The organism is Dehalococcoidia bacterium, assembly GCA_025054935.1.
Lineage (GTDB): Bacteria > Chloroflexota > Dehalococcoidia > SpSt-223 > SpSt-223 > JANWZD01.
This window is the reverse complement of record JANWZD010000007.1, coordinates 29101-54499: the sequence shown is the minus strand read 5'-3', so window position 1 is coordinate 54499 and position 25399 is coordinate 29101. Positions and strand designations below refer to the sequence as shown.

Below are 25399 nucleotides of genomic sequence, written 5' to 3'. Positions count from 1 at the left end.
GCCGACCCGTTCGTGGCGGCAGGGCGGAACGGCAGCGGGAGCTTCAGCGGTCGCTCCTAGCCCTGCTGAAGCGGTACTTCAGGAGCGCCACGACTGCCGGCAGGCCGTCTCGCCAGGGCGACAGTTTTTTGTCGGCGCGGGGCACATACGATATCGGCACTTCGACAATGCGGAGGCCGCGACGAAGCACCTTCGCCGTGATCTCCGGCTCAAGATCGAACCGCTCGCATTCGAGATTCAGTTCGAGCGCGAGCGTCCGAGGCATCAGCTTGTAGCAGGTTTCCATATCGCTCAGGCGAGAGCCATAGAGGAGGTTGGTCAGCCACGTCAGAAACTGATTGCCGAACCGGAGGAGCGGTTTCTGGCTGGCGAGGTTGCGCGCGCCATAGACGACGGTCGCGTCTCCGGCGAGCGCTGGGCGAAGCAGCTTGGGGAAATCGCCCGGGTCGTACTCGAGGTCTGCATCTTGGATAATGACCCAGTCACCCGTGGCGGCGGCAAGGGCAGTCCGCACGGCGGCCCCTTTGCCGCGATTGACCGGATGCCGGAGACGGACCAGGCCCGGCAGCTCAATCGCCTGCAGGATCTCCCACGTGGCGTCGGTTGAGCAGTCGTCGACCACGATGATCTCGAGTTCGAGGGGGAGCGCGGCAAGGCGGCGCAGGGCCTTCTCGAGCGTGAGCTCTTCATTATAGACCGGCATCAGCACCGAAAGCCGCACGCGCTCTCCTCTCTGCACGAGAGTGGCCACCCCGAGGTGGCTGCGCCGTATCGTAAGGGACGTCGCGCTCACTTTCCCATGGTGGGCGAGGCGAGCCGTCGCGCTGCTCTCGCGCAGCGCCATCCCTAACCGCTTGCTAGCTGGGACGCTGCAGTTCGTCGTTCAGCAGGATAGCCTCGGCAATCTGGCGCATCGATTTGCGTGTATTCATTGCCAGCTTCTGCATGCGGCTGTAGGCTTCGGCTTCTTTCAGCCCATGGCGGTCCATCAAGATGCCTTTGGCGCGGTCGACGAGCTTGCGCGTTTCCAATTGCTCGGTCAGGGTGCTTACCTCATTTTCGAGCGCGCGGAATTCCCGATAGCGCTGAAGCGCGATTTCGATTGCGGGCTTCAGGTCCGGCTCGCGAAACGGCTTAACAAGATAGCCGACGACGCCCGCATCTTTCGCCCCATCAAGCAATTCCTGCTGGCTGTAGGCGGTCAGCAGGAGGACCGGCGCAATCTTCTCTCGGGTGAGTATGCGCGCCGCCTCGATCCCGTCGAGGTCAGGCATCCGAATGTCCATGATGACGACGTCCGGCCGAGTTTGCCGCGCTAGGTTGATCGCGGTCTGCCCATCGCCCGCTTCACCGACCACCTGATAGCCCATGGAGGTCAGCATTTCGCGGAGATCCATCCGAATGATCGACTCGTCGTCAGCGATGACGACCCGTGTTGCCGTCATTGTCTACCCCTCTCGCCAGCGCCTCACGCCGTTTGGACCATCCGCTGACGGCTGCCGAGGCGCGGCAAGACGACCCGAGCGGTCGTCCCGTTGTGGCTTGTCAAGTGGAATTCGCCGCGAAGGTCTTCGCGGACAAGCGTCCGCACGATCTGCATGCCGAGGTTCCCATCCCGCTCGACTGACATCTCCGGCGGCAGTCCTGCCCCATCGTCGGCAATCTCAATAGTAATCTGGGTCGCCGACTCCGCAAGCCGGACGGTAATGACCCCCTCCTCTCGTCCAACGTAGCCATGCTTGACCGCGTTTTGCAGGAGCTCGTTCACCACCAGCGCGATCGAGGTCGCCTGCTGCGCGGGAAGATAGACATTCTCGCCCTCGAGGACGATGCGGATCCGCTTGTCAGGGTCGAGAATGCCTTGCGTCACTTCACTGACGATCCGGGCGCAGACCTCGCGGATGTTGATGATCGCGTCCTCATCGTGTGATAAGAACTCGTGGACCACTGCCACAGACAAGATTCGGTTGACGCTGTCCTGCAGCAGCCGCGTGACATCAGGGTTATCGGTTCGGCGCGCTTGGAGACGAAGCAGCGCCGCAATGGTCTGAAGATTGTTCTTCACCCGGTGGTGGATCTCTTTGATCATGGCGGTCTTGACCCGCAGCGCGAGCTCCCGCGTGCGCTCGTCGGTAATGTCTTGGATCACGACGAGGGCACCCGCCAGGCGTTCTGGCTGCCCAGACCGCCAAGCCGCGGCGTCGCAGACGATCGGGATCGCTTTTCGGATCCAGACAAGTCCGTCGATTGACGCTTCCCGCTCCAGGCAGCGTCCTTGGGCCATCGCCGCGTCAGCAAGCGTTTCGGGACCATCGAGGTCTTGAAGGGGAATCGAAAGCAGGCTGCCGGTATGGCCGAGTTTGCGGTAGAGGTTCTCGGCGATCCCGCTGATGTACTGGATGATCCCCTTTTGGTCGACGACAAGCAGCCCATCGTGCTCGCCGAGCCGCGAGAGCGATGCCGCGCTCGCTAAACGCCCATGCAGCGCCATCTCTTGAATACGCTCGAGCGCTTTGCGGAAGACCGGGCTTTTTTTCCGCATGCGCTCGTATTCGAGCAAGTTCGACTCGATGCTGAGGGCGCCGATCAGCCGGTTCCCTGACCGCACCGGCACGACTTCTTGAACAGTTGGGGCGCCGCTCGGCCCGCGGCTGTTGAACACCCGTGCCGAGCGCCCGCGCGTCAGCACTTGGAAGACCGCCGGCTCACTCTTCTTCTCGACGACAGTGCCCACAAGCCCTTCGTCGAAGACAGGAGCGACCGGCGCGGGGCGTGCCTGCGCCGACACGACAGCAGTGCCGGGATGACCAGTTGGGAGGTAGAGGAGAAGGTCTGCCCGACTCAAGTCGGACAGCAGCGGAAGTGCGGCCTCGATCTGGCGGAGCAGCTCCCGGTCACTGCGAGTCAGCCCGCTCTCCTCATTGAGTGGCTTCGGCACCGACGTCCTGCCTGAGAGCCGTTCAGCAGCGAACGGCAGTACTTCGGGCCCTTCCTCCGCCGTTTTCGCGGCGGACGCAGGAAGGGGCGCTGGAGCATCTCTTGAGCCGATTATATCAAAGCCTCCTCGCGGCTCCGGCGCGCGACGGCCACGTCGGCCAGCACTCCAAGGTGGTCGCTCAAGGCGCCTCCCGCTTGCGCGTCGCCGAGCACAAGCTGCGCACCAATCACGGTGATGTGCGGATCCTCAGGAGCGCGCAGGAGGATGAGATGGTCGATCCGGCGCGCGGCGCGCCGCTCCCCCGTGGCCATGTCGATCAGGGTTCCCCCAGCAACCCCCTTCGCCGCGAGCGCGTCGACCGCCTCCCACCCTGCGCTTCCGTTGAACAGCAGCGTGAGCTCGGGCGCGTCTGCTTCGGCGTTGAGATCGCCGCCGAGGAGCCGGAGGTCTGCCGGCTCGGCGAGCCAAGGGCTTGCGAGGAGCGCAGCTACTTGGCGTGCCCGGAGGTTAGGCAATGGAAGGTGGGTGAGATGCGCGTTGAGGAGGCGAACCTGTCCGAGCGGGGTGGCGACGAGCGCCCCAAGCGCCACCCGCTCTCCATCGGCGGGGTCCGATGGGAGGGGGAACGGTCGGAATTCCAGAATGGGCCAGCGCGACAGCAGCGCCGGAGACGACCAGCTGCTCACGCTCTCCCCTTCGACAATGCGCTGCTTGTGCCGCACAGCGAGGGCGACATGCGTGGCCCCGAGGGCCGCCCCGAGATCGCGCGCGGTGTCGAACCGGCCGTCCGCAGTCAGGAGCGCTTCCTGGAGCAGGACAAGATCCGGCGAGAGCAGGTCGAGCGCCCGAGCCATGCCCGCAAGGCGGCGACGGTAGGCGCCATCGCCCTTCGCCGTGTTATAGCTCACGATCCGCAGAAACTCAGCCATTCGAGGAGAATCCGAGCGGCAGCCTTGTCGAGCAGGTCGTTGTTGTTGCCGCACTTTGGGCTCTGGATGCAGCTTGGGCAGCCGTCTTCACAGGGACAGTCGCGCAGCAGCTGGGCTGCGGCCGACCAGAGCGCTTCCAGTTCGTGATAGCCGCGCTCGGCGATGCCGACCCCGCCCGCATGTCCATCGTAGATGACGATCGTCGGCTGTCCGGTGTCAGGGTGGCAGGGAGTAGAGATGCCGCCGAGGTCGCGGCGGTCGCAGAGCGCGAAGAGCGGAAGCAGCCCGATGCAGGCGTGCTCGGCCGCGTGCAGGCCGCCGGCGAAATCGCGGCCGGCCCGCTCGACTTCCCGACGCGCCGCCTCCGGCACCGTCCACCACACTGCCACGGTCTCGAAGGTGTAGGGGGGGAGATCGAGGCGCTCCCGGCTTAAGATCTCTTCGCTGAACACCCGCCGCCGCGTATAGCCGATAACGCGCGTGCGCACGTCGACCTGCCCAAGCGCAGCGACCGTTCTTCCGGCTGCCCGCTCGTCGATCGTGGCGCGGATGGTCAGTTCGGTCTGCTCGTCCGCAGCAGTGTAGTAGGGGACATCCGCCGGACGAGCACGCGCCACGCGGGCAGTCAGGTCGAGATCCTCAACGAGGTAGGTCTCCCCCTGATGGAGATAGACGGCGCCGGGATGGACGTGGTAGGCCGCAGTCTCGGCTTCGATCGTCTCAATTGTCCGCCCCGACGCCACCAGTGCGACCGGCCGGCCGCTGGCGGAACGGATGTCAATCTCCCCCGCAGGGTACTCCGCTCTTGGCGTGAGATGCCAGCGGTCGTTGCGCCGCTGCAGTAGGCCGCTTTCGGCAAGGTCGTGAACCGCGCCGAGCAGTTCTTCGCCGAAATACGTGAGGTCGTCCAGGTCGATCGGACGCTCATAGGCCGCTGCCAGCACGTGCTGATACAGGATCTTCGGATTAGCGGGATTGATGCGGGCGTGCTCAAGGGGGGTGCCGAAGATCAACTCGGGGTGACGCACCAAATACTGGTCGAGCGGATTGTCCAGCGCAATCAAGATGGCGAGCGACTCTTCGCGTCCTCGTCCTGAACGTCCTGCCTGCTGCCACACGCTTGCAATCGAGCCGGGATAGCCCGTGAGGACGGTCACCGCAAGGTCGCCGATATCGATCCCGAGTTCGAGCGCATTGGTGGCAATCACGCCGAGGAGCTCTCCTCTGAACAGCCGACCTTCGATCTCGCGCCGCACAGCTGGGAGATAGCCGGCCCGGTAGGAGGCGACGCGATCCCGCAGCTCCTCCTCAAGCCGATCGCGGGCATAGCGCGCGATCAGTTCCGCAAGCTTGCGCGTCTTGGTGAAGACAATCGTGCGCAGCTTGGCGCGAACGAGCGCCACCAGCAAGGCGGCGGCGTCGGTGTTGGCGCTGCGGCGAGCCGAGGCAGCGCCATCGAGAAGAGCAGGATTCCAGAACAGAAAATACTTCGAGCCGTGGGGGGAGCCGTCTTCCGTTACGACGGTAGCCGTCTCCCCCACCAATCGCCGGAAGTGCTCGCCCGGATTCCCGATGGTGGCGCTTGTGGCGATGAACAGCGGAGCGCTGCCGTAGAAGGCGCAAAGCCGGCGCAGCCGCCGCAGAACGTTCGCGACGTGGCTGCCGAACACGCCGCGGTACACATGCGCCTCGTCGATGACAACAAACCGGAGGCGGCGCAGCCACGCGCTCCAGGCGTGATGACGCGGCAGGATGCCGACCTGAAGCATGTCGGGGTTCGTAAGAAGGATCTGGGCCCGAGCGCGCGCTGCCTGCCGTTCAGCAGGTGGAGTGTCGCCGTCAAAGGTCCGCGCCTCGACCGTTGGGGCGAGGGTCGCCAGTGAGCGGAGCTGATCCTGAGCGAGCGCTTTGGTGGGGAAGAGGTAGAGCGCTCGCGCTGACTGGTCGGCCTCGAGCGCCTCGAGCGTGGGGAGGTGGTAGCACAAGCTCTTGCCGCTGGCAGTGCTTGTCGCGATGACAACGTGCTCGCCGCGCCGTGCGGCGTTGATCGCCTCCGCCTGGTGGGACCAGAACCGCTCAATCCCTCGCTGACGCAGCCGAGAAGCGAGCGAAGGAGGCAATGGCCGCTCGAGCGCCTCGTAGCGCGCGGGGCGCGGGGGAAGGACGGCGACATGGACGATCTGGCGGGAGAACGCGGGGTCGCGCCGAAGTCGCTCGATGAACTCAGCCGGGGTCATCACTCAATCGTGAGGACGTCGCTCACGACGTCCAGCACCTCGACATCCAGCCGGCTCTCTTCGATATAGCCGACGACGGTGCGCAGGATGTCCTCCGCGTGGCCCTGGTGGCTGGCGGCGCAGGCGATCCCGATTTCGGCGAGCTGCCACGCTTCCTGCTCTCCCACTTCCGCGGCGGAGACATTGAACCGGCCTTTGACCCGGTCGACGACCGATTTGACCACCTGCCGCTTCTCCTTCAGCGAGCGCGCTGCCGGGAGGCGAAGCCGCACGATTGCCGCACCGACGATCATGAGGCGTCGAACCGGTCGCCGAGCGGGGCAAAGTGGGTCCCGCCCAGATAGTGCAGCGGATGCCGGTCGGAAGCGCACCAGAAGCCGTCGAAGGCTGCCTCATCCGCCTCCGCGACCAGCACCTCGCCGACGAACAACGTGTGGTCGCCCGTCTCGATAGCGCGCAGGACGGCGCACTCGAGATGGCCGATCGCTTGGTCGACGAGGGGAGCGGCGATACGGCGGCCGGCGACAGGGCGCAGGCCGGTGAACGTAAATTTGTCCTCATGAGTTCGGCCGGAGATGAGCCCGGCTTGGAACACCTTGTCCGCCTCCTCTTTCGTCACGATCGACAAGCCAAATTCTCCGCTCGCCGTGATCAGTTCGTGAAGGAAGCGATCCGGCCGAACGACGATCCCGACCAATGGCGGCCGGCTGCTGAGCGGGGAGGTCCACCCGATTGGGGTGACGGTAAACCGCTCTTTGTGGATGGCGCTGGCGAGGGTGACGGGCCCCGGCGCAAGGAGGCGAAGCGACTGTTCGAGAGGAACGCGCACCCGCATTAGGCCTCCCTAGGAAAGACGAGGGTAGCGGTGCCGGTCACACAGTGGTCGCCCGACTCGTCAACAACAGTGAGGTCGAGAGTGACCGCCGGTTCTCCCTCGTCCTCTAGTATGTCGACGACGATAGCCTGCATTTCAAAAGGCGAGTCTTGCCAGACATTACGGCGGAAGACGAGGTCGAGCTTCGTCAGCCGTGCCGTCGGCAGCCACTGGCGCAGTGTGCGATCGAGAAGACCGGCGAGCAAGGGACCCGGCACGAGCAGGCGCGGCAGTCCGAGCGCTTTCGCCTCCTCAAGGCTGGTGAAGCGTCCATCGTGGCGCCCGCTTCCGCGGACGCTCAGGAAGCGACGAACGCGCGCTTGGTCGACTTGGTCGCGGGCGGGGCCAAGCTCGTCGCCGATGGCGAGGTCCCGAAATGAGCGGGGCGTCACTCTTGGTGCACCAGTGTCCGGCGGCAGCGGGCGACGACCTCGCCGCGCTGATTGGTCAGCTCGGTCTCCCAGACCACGAAGACAAGATGGCCTGTTCGGCCTGTTTTCTCGTAGACGTCGCGCAGAAAGGTCGTCGTTGTGATCATGTCGCCGGGACGGATGGGAACCAGCGGCCAGAACACTTGTCCGGCCAGAAAGGTGCGTCTCCCCCACTGCAGATCAAGCGGCGGCGGTTCGCCAACGAACGCCATGCCCATCAACGGGGGTGCGTACGGACCGAACTCGTCCTCCGGAGGAGCCCCCTCCCCTGTTGCCGCAAGATACTCCTCGATTTTCTGCGCATCCCACGTGAACGTGCCGACGGGGATCGGCCGGTCGAGCAGCGTTCGGTCGAATTCGATGGCGGTCATTCCACTCCCAGTTGCGTGTCTGCCAGCGTTGCAGGGGCGACCGCCCCGCTCCGGAGCGCGGCGACGAGCTCGTCCATGCTGCGGACGGGAACGAAGAAGCGCGTCAGCTGGCGCGCGATTGCGTTGACGAAATGGGCGTCGCTCCCCGCAATCCCCACATATCCTCGCTCAGCGGCCAGCCGCTGGGCACGCTCGTTCTCCCAAGGGCGACTTCCCCCATTCAGGACCTCCACTACGCGGACGAGCGAGAAATCGCGGTTGCCGGCGAGGTCGATAAAACTGACGCGCTCGCGTCCGGGATGGGCCGGCACTGCGATTGCGCCCTCGGCTTCGCAGCAGCGAACGAGCTCAACTGCGTTGATCCGGACGTCGGCAAAGTCGAACCGCCGGAGCAAGGCGTCATTAACCCCGTAGACCAAAAAGTGGCCCGCGTCCGTATCCAGTTCGCTCGCCTTGAAGATCGCGAGATCGTACGCATCCTCGAGGGCACGATAATCGCTGACGCGGTCGAACGTGCGGTGCTCCGTCAGCACAATGCCGTCAACGCGGTAGCCTTTGCGCCGCAGGGCGGCGATCCACTTCGCGTATTGCTCGACCGTGGCGCGGGCGTCGTCGGAGACGATGGAATGGCAGTGGAGGTCGAGAAACATCACGCTAAGCCTAGCACAGGGCGGGCGCGAATTCGTCGCCGGAGCCCCGCGCGCACGCGCTGCGATCGCTGTCGGAAGTCCAGTCTGACGCATCGCGGCTGCGTCGGCCCTGAAGAGGGCGGCAGGGTGCTCCACGGCCAAGAGCTAAGAGCAGGCTGACCTGCCTAGCGCGCGCCCGCGCCGGCGACCGGAGAACGCCCTCGGGTGGACGCACCCCTCGCGCTGCCGTAGAATTCGGGGCACATTACCGAGGGCGGTGCTGCGGTCTCGGCCCCTTACCGCTCGCGCCCTGCGTCCGGTGCCGGCTCCCGACTTTCGCGATTGGACTGTCGAACTCGTGACGGAGGGCAACACACGCGTGGAGCAGTCTGAGGAAACCACCGCTCGCTTTGCGATCGACGTTGCGGGTATCGAGAACTCAGGTCGTTCCTTCGAGGCGATGGTGGAGCAGCGGCTGTGCGCCGCTGCCCGCCGGCGCCTTGGGGACCTCGGAGAGGAGCAGCCTCCGCTCGAGCGGGCTTCCTCCGGCGCGGCGAAGCTCGCAACGCAGCGTGCTCCTTTCCGCTCTCTCGAACTGATCCAGCGCTTCTGCGCGGATGACGTGGACTATTTGCGCCCGGACCTGCCGATCCTTGAAGCGTGCTTTCGCCTCTTCCTGCTCAACGGCAACACGCCCCTCACGATTGCCCAGCTCCGCGAGGAGCTTGAGCATTGGCCCAGCTTCGCGGATCGCGTCCGTCCGCTCTCCGACGCTCAGCTCATTGATATGCTGACGCGAGACCGCTATTACGGCATCCGCCGAGTGAGCGAGTAGAGCTGTCGGTGCCGGAGTTAAGCGAGCTTGTGGCGCGCCTCGGGACGCCAATGACCCGGCCTGACCTGCTGCAGCAAGCCTTGGTGCACCGGTCGGTTGTCAATGAGCGGCCGAACCTGAGCGCAGGGACGAACGAGCGGCTCGAGTTTCTTGGCGACGCTGTGCTCGGCTTTCTCATCGCGGACGCACTGTACCAGCGCTTGCCGAACGCGAGTGAGGGAGAGCTGACCGCGCTGCGCGCCTCGATTGTTCGCAAGGAGACGCTGGCAGCAGCGGCCCGCAAGCTCGAACTCGGCCGCTGGCTTCTGCTTGGCCGAGGCGAAGAGGCAAGCGGCGGCCGCGAACGCGACCAGATCCTCGCCGCCGCTTTTGAAGCGGTCGTCGGCGCGGTCTATCTCTCCGATGGCCTCGCCCATGCGCGGACCGTCGTCCTGCGCGAGCTGGGTCCTATCGTGGAGGAGGTTGTGGCAACAGGGCCGCGCAAGGATGACAAATCGCGCCTGCAGGAGCTGACCCAAGCGCGGTGGCAGCTGACCCCCGTCTATGAGCTCCTCGAGGCAGTCGGGCCGGACCACGCGAAGGAGTTCCTCGTCGAGGTCCGCGTTGGCGCGCAGGTGGCCGGCAGAGGGAGAGGGCGGACAAAACAAGCGGCTGAGCAGATGGCCGCGCGCCAGGCGCTCGCTTCCCTCACTGGCGCGCCGGCCGAGGCGTCTCCCGCAGCGATCTGGCCGCGGCCTCCCGGCCCGGAGGCGAGGGCGGGAGATCAGTCTCCCTCCTCCTGACAGAGTGGAGCGGCGCCAGTGCTTCGTGCGCTTGAACTGGTTGGTTTTAAGACGTTCGCCAGCCGCACCCGGTTCGAGTTTCGAGGCGACCTCACGGCGATCGTCGGTCCGAACGGAAGCGGCAAGAGCAACGTTGCTGACGCGGTGCGGTGGGTTCTTGCCGAGCCGGCGGGGCGGGGGCTGCGCGTCCGCAAGGCGGAAGACCTGCTCTTTGCCGGCGGCGGGGGGCGTCCGCCAGCCGGCTATGCTGAGGCAACCATCATCCTCGACAACACGGCGCGGGTGGTGCCGCTTGACTTCGACGAGGTGGCTGTCACGCGCCGCCTCTATCGCTCCGGTGAGAGCGACTATTGGCTGAATGGGCGGCGCGTCCGCCAGCGAGACGTGTTCGACGCGCTCGGCCGCGCCGGCCTGTTCCAAAGCAGCTACGCTGTGATTGGGCAGGGCTTGATCGACGCGGCGCTCTCTCTCCGTCCGGAAGAGCGGCGCGAACTGATCGAAGAGGCAGCTGACATCCGCCGTCATCATGCTGCGCTTGAAGAGGCACGAGGGCGGCTGGCGGCAACGCGCCTCAATCTTCAGCGGCTCGACGACCTCTTGCGCGAACTGCGCCCGCGCGTCGAGAAGCTGGCGAAGTTCGCTGCCGACGCCGAGGAGCATCGTCGCCTGACCGCGGCACTCGCCGACTTGCTTGCCACTGCGTATGCCATCCGCTGGCGAGCAGCGCAGCAGCGATACGAGCGGGCGGCAGCTTCCGCTGCAGAACGCGTGGGCGAGCACGACGCGCTTCGTGCCCGTCTCCAGCAGACGGCGGACCGGCTGACCGCACTCCGGAGCGAAGCGAATGCCGCACGCCACCGCCATGACCACCTCCTGAATGAACTGCGGACAGCGCACGCAGCGGCCGACCGCGCGCGCCATGAGGCGGCCTTTGCCGCTCGGGAGATCGATCGCTTCACCGATGAGCTGACCCGCCTCGAGGCGGATGCCGAAGAAGCGGAGCGCCGCGCTGCCCAAGAACAAGCCGCTCTGGACGCGGCAGAGCAGGAGCTGACCCGTCTCCGTGCCGAGATCGAGCGGCTCGAAACTGCGTCCCGACCGAGCGCGGAGGCGGCCGACGCAGAGCAGCGAGCGGTCAGGCTGCGTCGACTGCTCGAAGAGCGCCGAGCGGAGCAGGGAGCGCTCGAAGCCGAGCGCCGTGCGGCGCTCGCCCTGCGGGATCGGCTGGCCGCTGACCTCGCTGCCCTCGACCGCCTGAGTGAAAGCCCTGCCCTTGACCCAGCGCTCGATGCGGAGATTGAGCGAACCTCGGAGCAGGCGGCGGCGCTTGCCGGACGCATCGAGTCCTTGGCGGCAGAGCGAGAGGAAGCGCGCCAGTGGCTGACCAATGCCGAAGAGCAGCTGGCGGCCCTCCGCGCCGAGCGTGCGGCGCTCCTAGAGCGCCTTCGCGACTGCGATCGCCGTCTTCAGCATCTTGCCTACGAGGAGGCAGCCGGCGAGGAGTACTCTCCGGCGGTGCGGGCAGTGCTGGAGAGCGCCGGCTGGCAGTTCGGCGCTGAGAAAGGGCGCCGCAGCACTGCTACCGCGGCGCGTCTTACTGGAATTGTGGGAACGGTTGCTGACCTGATCGAGGTACCGGCGGGGTATGAATTGGCATTTGAAGCTGCGCTCGGTGCCCGCAGCCAGGATATCGTCGTCGAGAGCTGGCGAGAAGCGGAAGAAGCGATCCAGTTCTTGCGCGCTGTCGGGGCCGGCCGAGCGACGTTTCTCCCGCTCGACACCATTCAGCCGGGGCGCCGCGCGAGCTGGCCAGCCGAGCCGGGAGTGCATGGGGCCGCCGCCGACCTCTGTCGGCATGACCCGCGCATCCGCGCAATCGTGGACCGATTGCTAGGGAATGTCATCATCGTCGACAGCTTAGCGGTGGCGCGGCGCTGCCTTGCCCGCAATGGGCGCGGTCATCAATTCGTCACCGTGCGAGGAGAGACAGTCGGAAGCTGGGGCGCCATCACCGGCGGCAGCCCGCCCTCGCGCCGAGAAGGCAGGTGGCGCCGTCGCGCGCGCCAAGCGAGCATCCGCGCCGAGCGCGAGGCGCTGGCGCAGCAGGGAGAGACGCTCCACCGCCAGATCGAGCGGCTTGCCGCAGAGGCGGCAGGTCGACGCGAAAGAGAGCGAGCGCTTGCGGCAGAGCGAGAGCGCCTCGAGCATGCTCGGGCGGAGACGGCGCGGCAACTGGCTCGCCTGCAGGCGCGCGCTGAGCAGCGCCGCGTCGCCCTTGAGGCGGCAGCGCGCCGACAAGAGGAAACTGCAGCGCGGCGGGCACAGTTGATGACCGAGATCGAGGCTCTGACCGCTCGCCTCGCCGTGATCGATCAGCGGTGCTCCGAACTGGGCCGCGAGCGCGAGACGATTGAGCGCGAGATTGCCGAGGCGGAAGCGGCGGTTCTGGAGGCGCGGCAGCGCCTGGCCCGCGACGGCGCGCAGTTGGCTGCGCTGCGGGCGGCCGAGCGCGCTGGGGTCGACACAGTGCGGCGGATCGGCGCCGGCATTGCCCGGGAGCGCGAGATTGCCGCAGCAGCTCGCCGGCGGCGCGACCTCCTTGCGCGGCAGCGGGAGACGGCTCGCACCGATGTCGAGCGTCACGAGGCGGTGGTCGCGGCCGCTCTCGCGCGCGCGGAGATGCTTCAGCGCGAGGCCGAGGCGCTCGGTCACCGCCGCCATGCCCTCGAGCAGGAGCTGGACCGCCTCGTCGAGCAGGAGCAGGCTGAGCGGGCGGACGCTGCGGCCGCTGCGGAGCGGCTTGCCGAGGCACGCCGCGAGCGGGAGGCGGCAGCTGATGCGCTCGATCAGCTCCGCAGGCGCATGGAAGCAGAGGGGCTTGATCCCCAGCGACTTCCATCTCCTCCCCCGGATGTCGACCTAGACGAGATCGAGCGCCAGATCACGCGGCTGCGCGCGCGTCTCCGCACGCTGCCGAGCGCGAACTACGCGCTGATTGCGGAATATGAGGAGGAGCGGGCGCGGCTCGACCACGGGCTGGCGCAGCTTGCCGACCTGCGCGCCGCCGAAGCGAATTTGGCGAAGACGATTGAGTCGCTCGAAACGCTGATAGCGGAGCGGTTCGACCAGACGGTCGCAGCGGTCAATGCCGAATTTCGGCGCTACTTTCAGCGACTGTTCGGCGGCGGCTCCGCGCGGCTCGGGGTCAGCGAAAGCGCCGGGATCGAAATCGAAGTGCAGCCGCCGGGCAAGCGCGCGCAAAGTCTCGCCCTCCTTTCCGGCGGGGAGCGGGCACTGACGGCCGCTGCTCTCGTTTTCGCGCTCCTGCGCGTCAACCCGATCCCCTTCTGTGTCCTCGATGAGGTTGATGCTGCTCTCGATGAGAGCAACGTCCGGCGGTTTGTGGCTGCGCTCCTTGAACTGGCGGCGACGACGCAGTTTGTCGTCATCACCCATAATCGCGTCACCATCGAAGCGGCAGCAGCAGTGTATGGCCTGACGGTCGGCGCTGACGGCGCGACAAAGATTGTCTCCCTGCAGCTGCGGGAGACTAGCTCGCGAGCGATGCCAGGAGGCGGCTGATCCGGTCGCGCTCTGCTCCTGCAGGCGCGGCCTGGAGATAGCGGCGCAGGTGCGCGATTGCGTCGCCATACTGGCCGAGGCGAAAGGCAAGGAGACCGCGGTCACGGCGGTCGAGGAGCGACTCCGGGGTGAGGAGGAGGATCCAATCGATGGCGCGGAGGGCAAGCTCCCACGACTCGCGCGAGAGATAAATCTGTTTCAAATTCTGCAGCATTCGCACGAGGATGGCGCGGCGTGAGGCGGGCCGCAAAAACCCATCGATACGGACCGGCCGCCCGACGGCACGCGCAGCCAGCGCTTCGAGGGCGTGGCGTGGCAGTTCCTCCCCGCCGAAAGGGTTGAGATAGATCGTTCCTCCCTCGACGGGCGCGCCGATGACGAAGTGGCCGGGCAGCGGCACGCCGAACGCAGGCTGACCGACCCGGCGGGCAACTTCGAGATAGAGCACGGCGAGCGCGATTGGGATGCCCAGGCGGCGAGTGAGGACCTCTGGCAGGAAGCTGTTGCGGGGGTCGTAATAGTTGAGGTGATTTCCCGCGAAGCCTTGCTCGACGAAGAGCCAGTGCGCGAGCGCGAGCGCCCGCGTTCGCCCGGCGCCGCCCGCGAGCGCTGCCGCTGCTTCCGCCGCGAGAGAGTCGATCCGCGCCGCCTCTGCCCGGCGGTCGAGCTGAGGGGAGTAGAGAGCCGCAATAAGGATCGCCCCTTCAGTGAGGTCGATCTGCGTGTCAGCTCGCTGCGCAAGCGCGGCAAAGGCGCGCGAGATCGGTTCAAGGATCATCGGTAGCCGAGAACGGAAGAAAGACGCCCGCCCGCCACATTGATACTCCGTCCCAGAAGGCTACCGCTTTGCGTGCCGATCTTCCACTGCCGCTCTGGCGGGGCGCGCCAACGCGGCATGGAGGAGGCCGCGCTCCCGCGAGGAGGAATGTTCCGCGGGAGACCTCGGTATCTGCTCGAACCGGTTCCTCAGGGCATCGGTTGCAGGGCCGCGGAGGAGGGTCCCTCGCTAGGGAAAGGCCAAAGTGCCGAGCGGGGTGGGCGCTGCGGGCAGCGGGGTGAAGTACAATCGGCGCGATACTTCGGAGAGGAGCCTGCCGTGACGTTGCGGCTGTCATTCGTTATTCGGCCCTATCCTCATGTCCAGCCGCTTATCGATGGAGAAGTGAAGCCGGAAGGGGTTGAACTCGACTATCAGGCATTTGAGTGGGACGCCTTCAACCGGATGATCCGAGAGCAGGCTTTTGATGTCTCGGAGCTCTCATTCTCGCTCCATATTCAAAGCGTCGCCCTCGGGGTGTCGAAAGTGCAGGCGCTTCCAGTATTTCCCGCACGGCATTTCAAACACAGTGCCTGGTTTGTCAATGTCAATTCGGGTATTGATCGGCCGCAGGATCTTGCCGGAAAGACCGTCGGTGTCTTTTCCTACAAGATGAGCACTGCTCTCTGGGCACGTTCAATCATTCAGCACCAGTATGGCGTCGATCTCCGCAGCATCAGATGGGTGACCTCTCATCCCGAAACTTTCGACACTCCGCCGGCAGGGATCACCATCGATTTTCGCCCTGGCGTCGACCTCGATCAGATGCTCGCAGACGGCGAGATAGACGCGATGATTCATCCGACAATGCCGCAGTGCTTTATGAATGGTGATCCGCGTGTCCGGCGGCTGTTTCCGAACTTTCGGGAGGAAGAGGCGCGCTATTTCCGAGAGACAAAGATCTTTCCGATCGGTCACGTCGTTGCAGTGAAGCGCGAGCTGCTCGCTGAATATCCGTGGCTGGCGCGCTCTCTGTACGATGCCTTCGAAGAAGCGCGTCGCCTCAGCTATGAGCGTCAGCGGCGCAACCCCGATTTCTCGCCGCTTATCTGGGCTCAAGCGTACTACGCCGAGGAGCAGCAGATCCTCGGCGATGACCCGCTTCTGTACGGGCTTGAGCGCAGCCGGCCTTCGGTCGAAGCGGAGTTGCGCTTTCTGCAGGAGCAGGGACTGATCGCCCAGCCGCCTCGGGTCGAAGATCTGTTCGCGCCGGTTTGAGACGATCGGCTGCCAGCCTGCCTTGGCCGACAGGGCAGCAAAAGATGTCCGCCGGCTGAGGGGGCGCCGGCCCTTGCGAGGCGGGCGGTGACCAATCCGTTTGCTGGTTGGAAGGAGAGGCTAGGTTCCCTCAGGCGGGCGGCGCGGTGCTGCTCGTTGGCTAGCGGTGGGGGAGGCGGTGGAGGGGCGGCGGGAGTGCCGCACGCGACGCGCACTCTGCCGCTGAGAGGTCCTAGAGGAGCACGCCCCTGCCGACGTTCGTCATGCTTGCGCCTGAGGCCGATAAGGGGCCGCTCGAGCGCCGCGCGGAGCGCTGTCGGGCAGCGCCTGCTGCTCCTCCGAGCGCTATTTCGTCCTCATCGGCTGAGCGGCGCTTCGGATGGCGACCGCCTTGCTGCTGGCGGGTCGGTCATCGGGTTGCTGCTCGCCTGTATCATGTACAACCACATCGGGTTCGTGACGACACTGCACGGCTGCTAAAGGAGCTGCAATGGAGACCCGCAAACGTCTGGAACGAGCAATCGCCGCCCTTCTTGAAGCGCGCGCTGAGTTCGACGCCGCAACTCGCGACTTGGACCCGGAGCATGTCGACGACGGCGCGAACTGGTCGGTGCTCGACCATGTCCGTCATGTCAGCCATCCTGGCGCGTACCCGAAGTGGATCCGCGGCCTGGCGACAGACCGCTCCTTCACCTTGCCGAACTTCGGTGGCCGCGCCGGCTATTGGGCGTGGACCCGCCAAAATGCCCTCGACGTGATCGATGAGCAGATCGCGTTTGCGCGCTCACTGTCCGACTGGCAGCTGACCCGCCGCGCCAAAATGGGGAACCGCGAGGTTGATGTCATCGACCTGCTCGAGGGGATGGCCAACCACTACCGGCACCATGCTGAGACGATCCGGCGGATGACTGGGCAGCAGACCGGCCACTCCGTTCCTCATCCAGACAGCTGATGGGCTGACTGGCGGCAAGGGGGACGCCGGCGCGGTGCTGCGGCGGAGGCAGTCCTCGCGGCGCACGCTGTTGCTGCTCGCACCGCCGAGGCGGCTGAGTTCGCCCTACCTTGCTCCTCCGGCGGGGCGTTGCTATCCTCCCCCCGCGTGTCGCGAGAGGGCGCGGTGTTCTGCAGATGTGAGCGATGAAACTGACAGTAGTAATGCCCGTCTATAACGAGGCGGCGACAATTCGCGAAGTGCTCCGGCGCGTCAAGCAGACCCCCTATCAGAAGCAGATCATCGTCGTCGATGACGGCTCAACCGATGGAACGCAGGAAATCCTGCGCGCCCTCGACGACCCCGAAATCGAGGTAGTGTTTCACGAGAAGAACCAAGGGAAAGCGGGGGCGCTCAAGACAGGGTTCGCTCGGGCAAGAGGGGATTTTGTCATTATTCAAGACGCTGACCTCGAATATGACCCGGCGGATTATCCCAAGCTGCTCGGGCCGCTGATTAACGGCGAGGCTGATGTCGTCTACGGCTCCCGCTTCACGGGGCCGGAGCGGCGCGTGCTGTACTTTTGGCATACCGTCGCAAACCGCTTCCTGACCTTGCTCTCCAACATCACGACAAACCTGAATTTGACTGATATGGAAACCGGCTACAAAGCGTTTCGCCTCGAAGTGATCCGGCGGATCACCATCGAGTCGAGCCGGTTTGGCGTCGAGCCGGAGATCACTGCCAAAGTGGCCCGGATGGGGTACCGGGTCTATGAAGTGCCTATCCGCTACCACGGTCGGAGCTACGCCGAGGGCAAGAAAATAACGTGGAAAGACGGCATCAAGGCGATCTGGGCGATCATCCGTTTCGGAGTGCTGCCGACGCGGGTGAGCGGGCATTACGGCAACGATACCTTGGCCGTGATGGACTCGCTCGACCGCTATAACGATTTCCTCTGGCAGCAGATTCAGCGGCATATCGGCAGCCGCGTCTTCGAGGCCGGCTGCGGCACGGGAACGATCACGAAGTTTCTTGTCGGGCGCGAGCTCCTCGTGTCGGCCGATTACGATCGCGCGTACCTTTCGCTTCTGCGCAAGTATGCCGACCGGCCGAATGTCGTTCTTGCCCAGATAGACCTTACCGCTACCTCGTGGCCGTTTGCCCGCGAGAACGAATTCGATACTGTCGTGTGCATGAACGTTCTCGAGCACCTGCCGGATGACTCGCACGTTCTCCGCCAGTTCTTCCGTTTGCTTCAGCCGGGCGGGAAGCTGATCCTTCTTGTGCCGGCCAACATGTGGTTGTACGGATCGATCGATAAAGCGATTGGGCACTACCGGCGCTACACTCTCGACCCGCTGAAGAAACTGGTGACCCTCGCCGGATTTCAGGTGATCGAGGGACGCTATCTGAATCTTGTGGGGACGATCGGCTGGTTCGTGAACGGCCGGATCCTGCGGCGGCGCTCTGTTCCCCGCGGCCAAGCTGCGCTTCTAAATGCCCTCTGGCCGGTCGTGCGGCAAGTCGAGCGCTTTCCGCTGCCCACTGGGCTGTCCTGCCTCGTGGTCGCCCAAAAGCCTGTCGGCGGTATGGGCTCTGGGTAACGCTCGGCTTTCGGGCGCTCTTTTCTCTGCGGAAGAGGATGACGCTCCTGCCGGACGGCACCGCTGTCGTCAGCGACGCTTTTCTCGTCGCACGAGGGGATGACGCTTCGCCGCTCGCTCTCGCCGCAACGCCTCCGGCGGTGCGGTATGCTAGTGGTAGCGCGATCGTTCCTCTCGGTTCGATCGACAAGTTGACGAGCTAAGCAAAAGGGGCAGGCGATGGCCTTTCCGCCAGTGACCGTCTATACCACCTCGAGCTGTCCTTGGTGTGTGCGAGCAAAGCAGTATCTCACCCAGAAAGGGGTGCCGTTCGTTGAGAAGAATGTCGAGCACGATCTTGCCGCAGCGATGGAGATGGTCCGCCGCTCCGGGCAGCGCGGTGTTCCGGTGCTGACGATCGGCAACGAGGTCGTGGTCGGCTTCGACAAAGCGCGCATCGATCGCTTGCTCGAGGCTGCCGCGGCGGGGCGTCCCACGTTCGGCGCGAGCGTCGCCGACGCGAGCAAAATCACTGCCAAAGCAGGAAGGCTGCCCATTTTCGGCGCCTATGTGGGCAAAGTGTCGCCGGGGTCGCCCGCAGCGCGCGCAGGGCTGCAGCCCGATGACATCATTGTCGAACTGAATATGCGGCCCATCGCCACTGCCGATGATCTCGCCAAAGCGCTCGAAGCCGTGCCGCCGGGCGGGCGGATCCTCGTGACATGGATGCGCGGCCAGCAGCAGTATCGCGCCGAAACGTCGTTCTAGCGTCAAGGGCGCCTTCTTCCGCCATAAAGAGGCGCCCTTGCAGTTCCCTCACCAACTGAGCAAAGCGGCGTCCAGGAGGGGGGCAGTGTTCGGTTCGAGGCCGGCGTCGGCTTTGCTATCATTCGATCGTGAAAGCTGCTCCCCACGAATGCATCGCAATCATTGACTTTGGCTCGCAGTACAGCCAGTTGATCGCCCGCCGGGTCCGCGAACTGCGTGTCTACTGCGAGCTGCTGCCTTGGGACGTTCCTTGGAGCGAGGTTGAGCGGCTCAACCCGAAAGGGTTTATCCTGTCCGGCGGGCCGCGCAGTGTCTATGAAGAGGGGGCGCCGCTGGTGCAGCGCGCGATCCTCGAGAGCGGCAGGCCAATCCTCGGGATCTGTTACGGCATGCAGGCGCTCGCCCATCAGTTGGGCGGCAGCGTGGCGCCGGGTCAGCGTCGGGAGTATGGGCACGCCATTCTGACGGTCAACGCCGAGTCGCCCCTCTTTCGCGGACTGCCAGCGCAGATCTCGGTGTGGATGAGCCACGGCGATCGGATCGAGTCGCTCCCGCCAGGATTTGTTGCCCTTGCTCACACAGACAACAGCCCCTTCGCGGCGATGGGAGATGGGCGGCACCGGTTTGGGCTGCAATTTCACCCAGAGGTCGTGCACACCCCGCAGGGCAAGGAGATCTTGGCCAACTTTCTCTACGGGATCTGCGGCTGTCACGGCGATTGGACGCCGAGCAGCTTTATTGCAGAGAGCGTCGAGCGGATCAAAGCGCAGGTGGGCGACGGCAAAGTAGTCTGCGCGCTCTCTGGGGGCGTCGACTCCTCAGTGGCGGCGAGCCTCGTTCACTGGGCGGTCGGCGACCGACTGACGTGCATCTTTGTCGACAACGGGCTGTTGCGGAAGGATGAACGCCGCCGCGTCGAGCAGGCCTTCCGCGACAATGTTCGGCTCAATCTTCGAACGGTTGATGCGCGCGAACTGTTCCTCGGTGCCCTTGCGGGAGTGACAGATCCTGAAGAGAAGCGGAAAATCATCGGCCGCGAATTCGTTCGCGTCTTCGAGGCGGAGGCGAAAGCGATCGGTGGCGTCAAGTTTCTCGCTCAAGGGACGCTCTACCCCGATGTGATTGAGAGTGCCACGCCGGAGCGGAAGGCGGCCGCGAAAATCAAGACGCACCATAATGTCGGCGGCCTGCCCGAAGACCTTGGGCTCGAACTGGTCGAGCCGCTCCGCTATCTCTTCAAGGATGAAGTCCGCGAAGTCGGTCTCCTGCTCGGGTTGCCGGAGGAGATCGTTTTCCGCCATCCCTTCCCCGGGCCGGGGCTCGCGGTGCGGATCATCGGGGAGATCACGCCCGAGAAATTGGCCGCCGCCCGAGAAGCAGATGCGATCTTCGAGCAGGAGATCCGTCGAGCAGGACTGTATCGCGAGCTGGCGCAAAGCTTTGTGGTCATCACCCCCGTTCGGACTGTTGGGGTGATGGGCGACGACCGGACGTACGGCTATGTCGCCGCAGTGCGAGCGGTCACGACGGAAGATTTCATGACGGCTGACTGGGCGCGGTTGCCGTACGAGCTGCTAGCGCGGGTGAGCACTCGGATTGTCAATGAGGTGCCCTATATCACGCGCGTCGTCTACGACATCACCAGCAAACCGCCGGGGACAATCGAATGGGAATGAGCGTGCTCGTTGTTGGCAATGGAGGGCGCGAGCATGCCCTCGCTTGGGCGATCCGGAAAAATGCTCGCGTTGCCCGGCTAGCGGTCGCCCCCGGGAACGCCGGCACGGCCGAGATCGCGGAAAATCTGCCCGTCGCGCCGACTGATGTCGCGGGGATGGTGCAAGCGGCGCGAGCGTGGAAAGCCGACTTCGTCGTTGTTGGTCCTGATGCCGCGCTCGGCGCGGGCATGGTTGACGCCCTTGAAGCTGAAGGGATCCCGGTGTTTGGGCCGACGCGCGCAGCTGCCCAGATCGAGACGAGCAAGCGGTTCGCGAAGGAGGTGATGGCGGCGGCAGAGGTCCCGACGGCGCGCTGGCGCACCTTCGCTGACCTGGAGGAGGCGCGCCGGTACGTGCGCCAGGTCGGCGCGCCGCTGGTCGTTAAGGCCGATGGGCTGGCGGCCGGCAAGGGGGTGGCGGTCTGCGAAACCTTGGAAGAGGTGGAGCGCGCCCTCGTCGACAACCTCGAACGGCGGGTCTTCGGCGCGGCCAGTCAGTCTGTCGTCATTGAGGAAAAGCTAACGGGGCGGGAGGTCAGCCTCTTCGCCCTAGTTGACGGCAAGCGGGCGGTGCCGCTTGCCGCCGCCTGTGATTACAAGCGGGTCGGCGAAGGAGATACGGGGCCGAATACCGGCGGAATGGGCGCCTACACCCCGCCAGAGTTTTTCACGAGTTTCGACATCGCGACGGTCATGGAGACCATTGTCCAGCCGGTGGTCGATGAGCTCTGCCGACGGGGAACCCCATTCCGCGGAACACTCTACGCCGGGCTGATGGTCACCGACAGTGGCCCGAAAGTGCTTGAGTTCAACGCGCGCTTTGGCGACCCGGAGACCGAGGCGATCGTTCCCTGTCTTGACGTCGACCTCTTCGATCTTCTCTACGCCACCGCAACAGAGGGATTGGCTGGGATCCGCTTTCCTCCTTCGACGAAAGCAGCGGTCAGCGTCGCGTTGGCGGCGGAGCGCTATCCCGGGACGCCCGTCGTCGGCGACGAGATTACGATCGGTCCGCTGCCTGCTGGGGTGGTGGTTTTTCACGCCGGAACACGCCGTGTCGATAGCCGTCTGGTGACAGACGGGGGACGAGTGCTGCACGTTGTGGGAACGGGCGGGAGTGTGGCCGCTGCCCGCGAACGTGCCTACGAAGGCGTTCAAGCGATCCAGTTTCGCGGAATGCACTACCGACGCGACATCGCGCTCGGGGGGTGAGATGATCGAACGCTACACCCGGCCGGTCATGGGCGCGATTTGGACGGAGCGGCACAAGCTCGACCTATGGCTGAAAGTCGAGATCGCCGCTTGTGAGGGATGGGCGGCGCTCGGGGTCATTCCTCCCGACGACCTCGCGGTGATCCGTTCCGCTACCTACGACCTTGACGACGTCGCCCGCTATTTCCGCGAGACCCACCACGACATGACGGCCTTTTTGCGCTCGGTGCAGGAGCGGCTTGGGGCTGCCGGCCGGTGGATCCACTACGGCCTTACCTCCTCCGATGTGATGGATACCGCACTGTCGCTCCAGCTGATGGAGGCGATGGACCTCCTGCTGAGCGGGGTCGACCGTCTCGAACAGGCGATCACCGCGCTTGCCGTCGCCCACTGGCGCACGCCGCAAATCGGGCGAACGCACGGGGTCCATGCTGAGCCGATGTCGTTTGGGCTGAAGCTAGCGGTCTGGATTGATGAAGTGCGTCGCGGGCGTGAGCGCCTCCGCGCTGCGCGCAGCCGGATCGCTGTCGGGAAGCTGTCTGGAGCGGTGGGCTCTCATGCGCTCGTGCCGCCGGAGGTTGAAGAGATTGCCTGCGCTTCCCTCGGGCTCACCCCCGCCGCCGCTTCGACTCAGGTCCTCCAGCGCGATCGTCATGCGGAGTACGTGCTGGCGCTCGCTCTCCTTGCCGCCTCGCTGGAAAAATTCGCGACGGAGCTGCGGGCGTTGCAGCGCACCGAGGTGCTCGAAACCGAAGAGCCGTTCGAGGAAGGGCAGACGGGCTCCTCCGCAATGCCCCACAAGCGGAACCCGGAGCTCGCTGAGCGGATCACCGGCCTCGCGCGAGTGGTCCGCGGGCATGCCGTCACCGCCCTCGAAAACGTCGCCCTCTGGCATGAGCGCGACATCAGTCACTCTTCGACCGAGCGCATCATCCTGCCCGACAGCAGCATCCTGCTTGATTACATGCTCGACCTTCTCGCCGGCATTCTCGAGCGGCTGCAGGTCTATCCCGATCGGATGCGGGAGAACATTGACCTGACGCGCGGGCTGGTCTACTCCCAGCGGGTCTTGCTCGCGCTCGTAGAACGCGGTCTCACCCGCCAAGAGGCGTATGCGATTGTGCAGCGCCATGCGATGCGCGCGTGGCGCACTCGCGAGAACTATCGCGACCTCCTTGCTGCCGACCCTGCAGTAACGGCAGTGCTCTCTCCGGAAGAGCTCGATGCCCTGTTCGACCCCACCTACTATCTCCGCTACGCCGATGTTCCCTTTCGCCGTCTCGGCATCCCGCTCGACGAGGCGGTCTCGCGGAGAGAGCGGCAGCCCCCGCCTCCCTGACCGTCGCTTGGGCAAGGGTGAGGGCGCGCTGCGGCGTGGAACTAGAGAAGGGGAGCGTTAGGGGCCGGGGTCGCTGTAGAGGCGCACGCGACGGTCGATAACCGAGGCGTTCATCTCGCCGGTGAACTGTTCGCGGAGAATGCCGTCCCGATCGATGAAGAAGGTCGTGGGGAGGCTGCGGACGCGGTAGACAGCGCTGATTGCGCCGTTGGGGTCGAGCAGGATCGGGAACGTCAGCTTGAATTCGTCGACGAAAGCGGTCACCGTTGCGCTCGCCTCTTGAACATTCACGCCGAGAAAGACAACCCCAGCGTCACGATAGCGGATGCTGGCTGCCTCGATCGCGGGCATCTCGCTCCGGCATGGTCCGCACCAGCTTGCCCAAAAGTTGAGGATGACGAGCTTGCCGCGGTAGTTGGCGAGATTGACCGCCTCCCCCTGCAAGGTGCGGGCAGTGAAGAGCGGCGCGGGGTCATTGACGCGCGCCGTTGCGCTCGTGTCGAGCGCGGTGACGGGGGCGTCACGGGGGAGCGTGGCGAAGCGCAGGCCGACGATGCCGACCATGCTGAGCAGAAGGCAGACGAAAAAACCGACGAAGATCGACACCCCGAGCAGGCGCATCAGCCCTCTCCCGCCGCCACCGGCGGTCGGCTGAGGCCGCCAGTTTGCTGGATCAGCAGCCGGACCTCAGCCATCGTCCGATGGAAGAAAGGATAGACAAGCCAGACGGTTGCCAGTCCGAACAGCCCTCCGGTGAGGGTGCGCAGTTCCCACGTGCTCGTCCGCATGCCGGTCAACTGCGTCAGGCCGTCGAGCGCCATCGGCGCGATGAGGACAAGGTACGCCTTCCAAGGAAGCGGCCGGATCCGATCGCGCAGCAGCACGAAGAGCAGACCGCCGATGAGAAAGGCGCCGTAAATCGCGGCGCACCGCTGGCAGCAGGCCATCTGATGGCCGGCGATGAAGTGGGAACGGTCGGGAAGCTGATGGCAGATCGGCCGAAACAGCAGGTAGAGGGCAGCAGCAGGGAGATCCCATCCTGCTGCCACCAGAAGCGGAGCAAGCGTCGCGAGCCCGAGGTAGAGCGCGAGCATGCTGTTGACGGCAAAGAGCCAATGAAAGGTCATGAAGCGGACGACGCTGTCGGCAAGCCGAGCGATGCCGCGCTCCAAAGCGGGCTCGAGAGAGGCGAACGGTGCCACGACAACATAGTAGCACAGCCTCAGGAGAGCGGTCGCTCACGAGGGGAGGGCACGGGAGCAGCGCCGGCGTGTCGTTCTTCGCCGATGATGCCGATGGCGCCGAGCACGATCCAGACAAGACCGAACGCTTGATCAGCCCGGAGGCCGATAAGCCAAGCCGGGTCGAGCCGGGCGTAGCCGAGAATGAGGTGACCGAGCCCGAAAGCGAGCGCTGCCAAGCACCAGCGCTCCCGCACGGTTCGTCTCGGCCAGGCCAGCCAGAGCCAGACTGCCGCGATCCCCATCCAGAGCAAGGAGTAGAGCGCAAGGGGGTGCACCGGTCGGGCGAGAAGTGTTGCCGGTACGCCTGCCTCGGTCCGGGTGTAGGAGACCGCCCACGGCACCTCGACGAGGGCCCCGGTGTAGTCGCCGCTGATGAGGAGCCCGACTGAGGCGATTGTCTCGCCGACCAGCAGACCGCCCGATGCCGCCGCGAGCACGCGGCCGGGCGGATGGCTCGACCGCAGCGCCCAAATCGTGAGGACAGCGGCTCCGCCGAGCGCTGCTGCCGGCAGAGAGACCCCCCCGTGAGCGAGCGTCACCGCGCCCCCGACCCCGCGTCGGAGGAGGTCGGGCCGCTCAATCAGCACCGCTGCCCGCCCTGCGATGATGCCGATGGCCACGACGGCTGCTGCCAGCAGGGCCGCCGAGACGGGGCGGAGCCCCACCGCCTCGCCCCACCGCTGCGCCACGATCAGCCCCGCGACGAGCGCGAGAGCGAGAAACACCACCGACCAGCGCACCTGCACGGGGCCGGCAGAGAAGGCGATCGGGTCGATGGCGATCGTCACCGCTGCTGCAGGCGAAAGGACTCCCTCAGCCAACGCTCGGCGCAGCGGCGCTCGCGCCCCGAGCGGAGCGACCGCTGCGTCTCCATCCGAACAGCGCTACAAGGGATGCGACGCCCTCCTCCCACGGCGAGCCGCCGCACGAGCGCTGGGCGCGGCTGCATCCTGCTGCCTTCC

Annotated in this window: 25 protein-coding genes and 1 pseudogene; 12 read left to right on the top strand and 14 right to left on the bottom strand. The window is 65.5% G+C overall.

The window, feature by feature from the left end:
- Positions 1 to 43: 43 nt before the first annotated feature.
- The 10 genes from NZ773_09200 to NZ773_09155 all read right to left on the bottom strand — a co-directional run bounded on the left by NZ773_09200 (position 44) and on the right by NZ773_09155 (position 8430).
- Complete coding sequence (locus NZ773_09200) at positions 44 to 721, bottom strand: glycosyltransferase family 2 protein (protein ID MCS6802098.1); 678 nt, start codon at positions 719 to 721, stop codon at positions 44 to 46.
- Between the two features lie 136 nt (positions 722 to 857).
- On the bottom strand, positions 858 to 1445 hold the full coding sequence (locus tag NZ773_09195) for a response regulator (GenBank protein ID MCS6802097.1): 588 nt from the start codon (positions 1443 to 1445) through the stop codon (positions 858 to 860).
- Between the two features lie 23 nt (positions 1446 to 1468).
- Positions 1469 to 2938 (bottom strand): sensor histidine kinase, encoded by a 1470-nt coding sequence (locus NZ773_09190; GenBank protein ID MCS6802096.1) that lies wholly within the window; start codon positions 2936 to 2938, stop codon positions 1469 to 1471.
- A 110-nt stretch (positions 2939 to 3048) separates the two neighbouring features.
- The gene (locus tag NZ773_09185) at positions 3049 to 3867 is read right to left on the bottom strand and encodes a hypothetical protein (GenBank protein ID MCS6802095.1); all 819 of its coding nucleotides are present in this window, start codon (positions 3865 to 3867) and stop codon (positions 3049 to 3051) included.
- Positions 3843 to 6104 (bottom strand): DEAD/DEAH box helicase, encoded by a 2262-nt coding sequence (locus tag NZ773_09180; protein ID MCS6802094.1) that lies wholly within the window; start codon positions 6102 to 6104, stop codon positions 3843 to 3845. The genes NZ773_09185 and NZ773_09180 overlap by 25 nt, the downstream gene beginning before the upstream one ends.
- Positions 6104 to 6397, bottom strand: coding sequence for a DUF503 domain-containing protein (locus NZ773_09175; protein MCS6802093.1), 294 nt, complete (start codon positions 6395 to 6397; stop codon positions 6104 to 6106). The genes NZ773_09180 and NZ773_09175 overlap by 1 nt, the downstream gene beginning before the upstream one ends.
- The gene (locus tag NZ773_09170) at positions 6394 to 6939 is read right to left on the bottom strand and encodes a flavin reductase family protein (GenBank protein MCS6802092.1); all 546 of its coding nucleotides are present in this window, start codon (positions 6937 to 6939) and stop codon (positions 6394 to 6396) included. Before NZ773_09170 ends, NZ773_09175 begins: the two co-directional genes overlap by 4 nt.
- Entirely contained in the window at positions 6939 to 7370 is a 432-nt protein-coding gene (locus NZ773_09165) for a hypothetical protein (protein MCS6802091.1), read from the bottom strand. Before NZ773_09165 ends, NZ773_09170 begins: the two co-directional genes overlap by 1 nt.
- Complete coding sequence (locus tag NZ773_09160; protein MCS6802090.1) at positions 7367 to 7780, bottom strand: MaoC family dehydratase N-terminal domain-containing protein; 414 nt, start codon at positions 7778 to 7780, stop codon at positions 7367 to 7369. The genes NZ773_09165 and NZ773_09160 overlap by 4 nt, the downstream gene beginning before the upstream one ends.
- The gene (locus NZ773_09155) at positions 7777 to 8430 is read right to left on the bottom strand and encodes a PHP domain-containing protein (protein MCS6802089.1); all 654 of its coding nucleotides are present in this window, start codon (positions 8428 to 8430) and stop codon (positions 7777 to 7779) included. Before NZ773_09155 ends, NZ773_09160 begins: the two co-directional genes overlap by 4 nt.
- A gap of 358 nt (positions 8431 to 8788) precedes the next feature.
- On the opposite strand from NZ773_09155, the gene NZ773_09150 reads away from it, so the two are divergent.
- From NZ773_09150 to smc, 3 genes are read left to right on the top strand one after another with little or no spacing between them, the layout of a single operon-like run.
- Positions 8789 to 9244, top strand: a complete 456-nt coding sequence (locus NZ773_09150) for a hypothetical protein (protein ID MCS6802088.1) — start codon at positions 8789 to 8791, stop codon at positions 9242 to 9244.
- An 8-nt stretch (positions 9245 to 9252) separates the two neighbouring features.
- Positions 9253 to 10026 carry a ribonuclease III gene (rnc, locus tag NZ773_09145; GenBank protein MCS6802087.1) on the top strand — a complete coding sequence of 258 codons (774 nt, stop codon included), beginning with the start codon at positions 9253 to 9255 and terminating at the stop codon, positions 10024 to 10026.
- Positions 10027 to 10044: 18 nt separating this feature from the next.
- Positions 10045 to 13608 carry a chromosome segregation protein SMC gene (gene smc / locus NZ773_09140; protein MCS6802086.1) on the top strand — a complete coding sequence of 1188 codons (3564 nt, stop codon included), beginning with the start codon at positions 10045 to 10047 and terminating at the stop codon, positions 13606 to 13608.
- Here the strand turns inward: smc and NZ773_09135 are convergent.
- Positions 13577 to 14386 (bottom strand): tetratricopeptide repeat protein, encoded by an 810-nt coding sequence (locus NZ773_09135; protein MCS6802085.1) that lies wholly within the window; start codon positions 14384 to 14386, stop codon positions 13577 to 13579. The genes smc and NZ773_09135 overlap by 32 nt on opposite strands.
- A 318-nt stretch (positions 14387 to 14704) precedes the next feature.
- Here NZ773_09135 and NZ773_09130 point away from each other — a divergent pair, with 318 nt between their 5' ends.
- From NZ773_09130 to purB, 9 genes and pseudogenes are all read left to right on the top strand, one after another.
- A complete protein-coding gene (locus NZ773_09130) occupies positions 14705 to 15643 on the top strand; it encodes an ABC transporter substrate-binding protein (protein MCS6802084.1) in 939 nt (312 codons plus the stop codon).
- A gap of 490 nt (positions 15644 to 16133) precedes the next feature.
- Positions 16134 to 16595: a DinB family protein gene (locus NZ773_09125; GenBank protein ID MCS6802083.1), complete on the top strand. Its 462-nt coding sequence runs from the start codon at positions 16134 to 16136 to the stop codon at positions 16593 to 16595.
- Positions 16596 to 16780: 185 nt separating this feature from the next.
- The gene (locus NZ773_09120; GenBank protein ID MCS6802082.1) at positions 16781 to 18181 is read left to right on the top strand and encodes a glycosyltransferase; all 1401 of its coding nucleotides are present in this window, start codon (positions 16781 to 16783) and stop codon (positions 18179 to 18181) included.
- A gap of 38 nt (positions 18182 to 18219) precedes the next feature.
- Entirely contained in the window at positions 18220 to 18384 is a 165-nt protein-coding gene (locus tag NZ773_09115) for a hypothetical protein (protein MCS6802081.1), read from the top strand.
- Positions 18385 to 18400: 16 nt separating this feature from the next.
- Positions 18401 to 18631: pseudogene (locus tag NZ773_09110) on the top strand (glutaredoxin family protein).
- Entirely contained in the window at positions 18626 to 18928 is a 303-nt protein-coding gene (locus NZ773_09105) for a PDZ domain-containing protein (protein MCS6802080.1), read from the top strand. Before NZ773_09110 ends, NZ773_09105 begins: the two are co-directional and overlap by 6 nt.
- A gap of 128 nt (positions 18929 to 19056) precedes the next feature.
- Positions 19057 to 20604: a glutamine-hydrolyzing GMP synthase gene (guaA, locus tag NZ773_09100; GenBank protein ID MCS6802079.1), complete on the top strand. Its 1548-nt coding sequence runs from the start codon at positions 19057 to 19059 to the stop codon at positions 20602 to 20604.
- Complete coding sequence (purD, locus tag NZ773_09095) at positions 20601 to 21854, top strand: phosphoribosylamine--glycine ligase (protein MCS6802078.1); 1254 nt, start codon at positions 20601 to 20603, stop codon at positions 21852 to 21854. The genes guaA and purD overlap by 4 nt, the downstream gene beginning before the upstream one ends.
- Position 21855: 1 nt before the next feature.
- A complete protein-coding gene (purB, locus tag NZ773_09090; GenBank protein MCS6802077.1) occupies positions 21856 to 23193 on the top strand; it encodes an adenylosuccinate lyase in 1338 nt (445 codons plus the stop codon).
- A gap of 57 nt (positions 23194 to 23250) precedes the next feature.
- On the opposite strand, the gene NZ773_09085 is transcribed toward purB, so the two are convergent.
- The 3 genes from NZ773_09085 to NZ773_09075 are packed head-to-tail and all read right to left on the bottom strand — an operon-like array spanning position 23251 to position 25225.
- Positions 23251 to 23814 carry a TlpA family protein disulfide reductase gene (locus NZ773_09085; protein MCS6802076.1) on the bottom strand — a complete coding sequence of 188 codons (564 nt, stop codon included), beginning with the start codon at positions 23812 to 23814 and terminating at the stop codon, positions 23251 to 23253.
- Complete coding sequence (locus NZ773_09080; GenBank protein MCS6802075.1) at positions 23814 to 24395, bottom strand: DUF2085 domain-containing protein; 582 nt, start codon at positions 24393 to 24395, stop codon at positions 23814 to 23816. The genes NZ773_09085 and NZ773_09080 overlap by 1 nt, the downstream gene beginning before the upstream one ends.
- 20 nt (positions 24396 to 24415) lie before the next feature.
- The gene (locus NZ773_09075) at positions 24416 to 25225 is read right to left on the bottom strand and encodes a prolipoprotein diacylglyceryl transferase (GenBank protein ID MCS6802074.1); all 810 of its coding nucleotides are present in this window, start codon (positions 25223 to 25225) and stop codon (positions 24416 to 24418) included.
- Positions 25226 to 25399: the final 174 nt, after the last annotated feature.

Bases quoted from the DNA above. Each gene is read 5' to 3' on its own strand.
- NZ773_09135 (MCS6802085.1), bottom strand. From the start codon at position 14,386: ATGATCCTTGAACCGATCTCGCGCGCCTTTGCCGCGCTTGCGCAGCGA.
- NZ773_09155 (MCS6802089.1), bottom strand. From the start codon at position 8,430: ATGTTTCTCGACCTCCACTGCCATTCCATCGTCTCCGACGACGCCCGC.
- NZ773_09085 (MCS6802076.1), bottom strand. From the start codon at position 23,814: ATGCGCCTGCTCGGGGTGTCGATCTTCGTCGGTTTTTTCGTCTGCCTT.
- NZ773_09185 (MCS6802095.1), bottom strand. From the start codon at position 3,867: ATGGCTGAGTTTCTGCGGATCGTGAGCTATAACACGGCGAAGGGCGAT.
- NZ773_09170 (MCS6802092.1), bottom strand. From the start codon at position 6,939: ATGCGGGTGCGCGTTCCTCTCGAACAGTCGCTTCGCCTCCTTGCGCCG.
- NZ773_09160 (MCS6802090.1), bottom strand. From the start codon at position 7,780: ATGACCGCCATCGAATTCGACCGAACGCTGCTCGACCGGCCGATCCCC.
- NZ773_09120 (MCS6802082.1), top strand. From the start codon at position 16,781: ATGAAACTGACAGTAGTAATGCCCGTCTATAACGAGGCGGCGACAATT.
- NZ773_09175 (MCS6802093.1), bottom strand. From the start codon at position 6,397: ATGATCGTCGGTGCGGCAATCGTGCGGCTTCGCCTCCCGGCAGCGCGC.
- NZ773_09195 (MCS6802097.1), bottom strand. From the start codon at position 1,445: ATGACGGCAACACGGGTCGTCATCGCTGACGACGAGTCGATCATTCGG.
- NZ773_09180 (MCS6802094.1), bottom strand. From the start codon at position 6,104: ATGACCCCGGCTGAGTTCATCGAGCGACTTCGGCGCGACCCCGCGTTC.
- purB (MCS6802077.1), top strand. From the start codon at position 21,856: ATGATCGAACGCTACACCCGGCCGGTCATGGGCGCGATTTGGACGGAG.
- NZ773_09115 (MCS6802081.1), top strand. From the start codon at position 18,220: ATGACGCTCCTGCCGGACGGCACCGCTGTCGTCAGCGACGCTTTTCTC.
- purD (MCS6802078.1), top strand. From the start codon at position 20,601: ATGAGCGTGCTCGTTGTTGGCAATGGAGGGCGCGAGCATGCCCTCGCT.
- NZ773_09125 (MCS6802083.1), top strand. From the start codon at position 16,134: ATGGAGACCCGCAAACGTCTGGAACGAGCAATCGCCGCCCTTCTTGAA.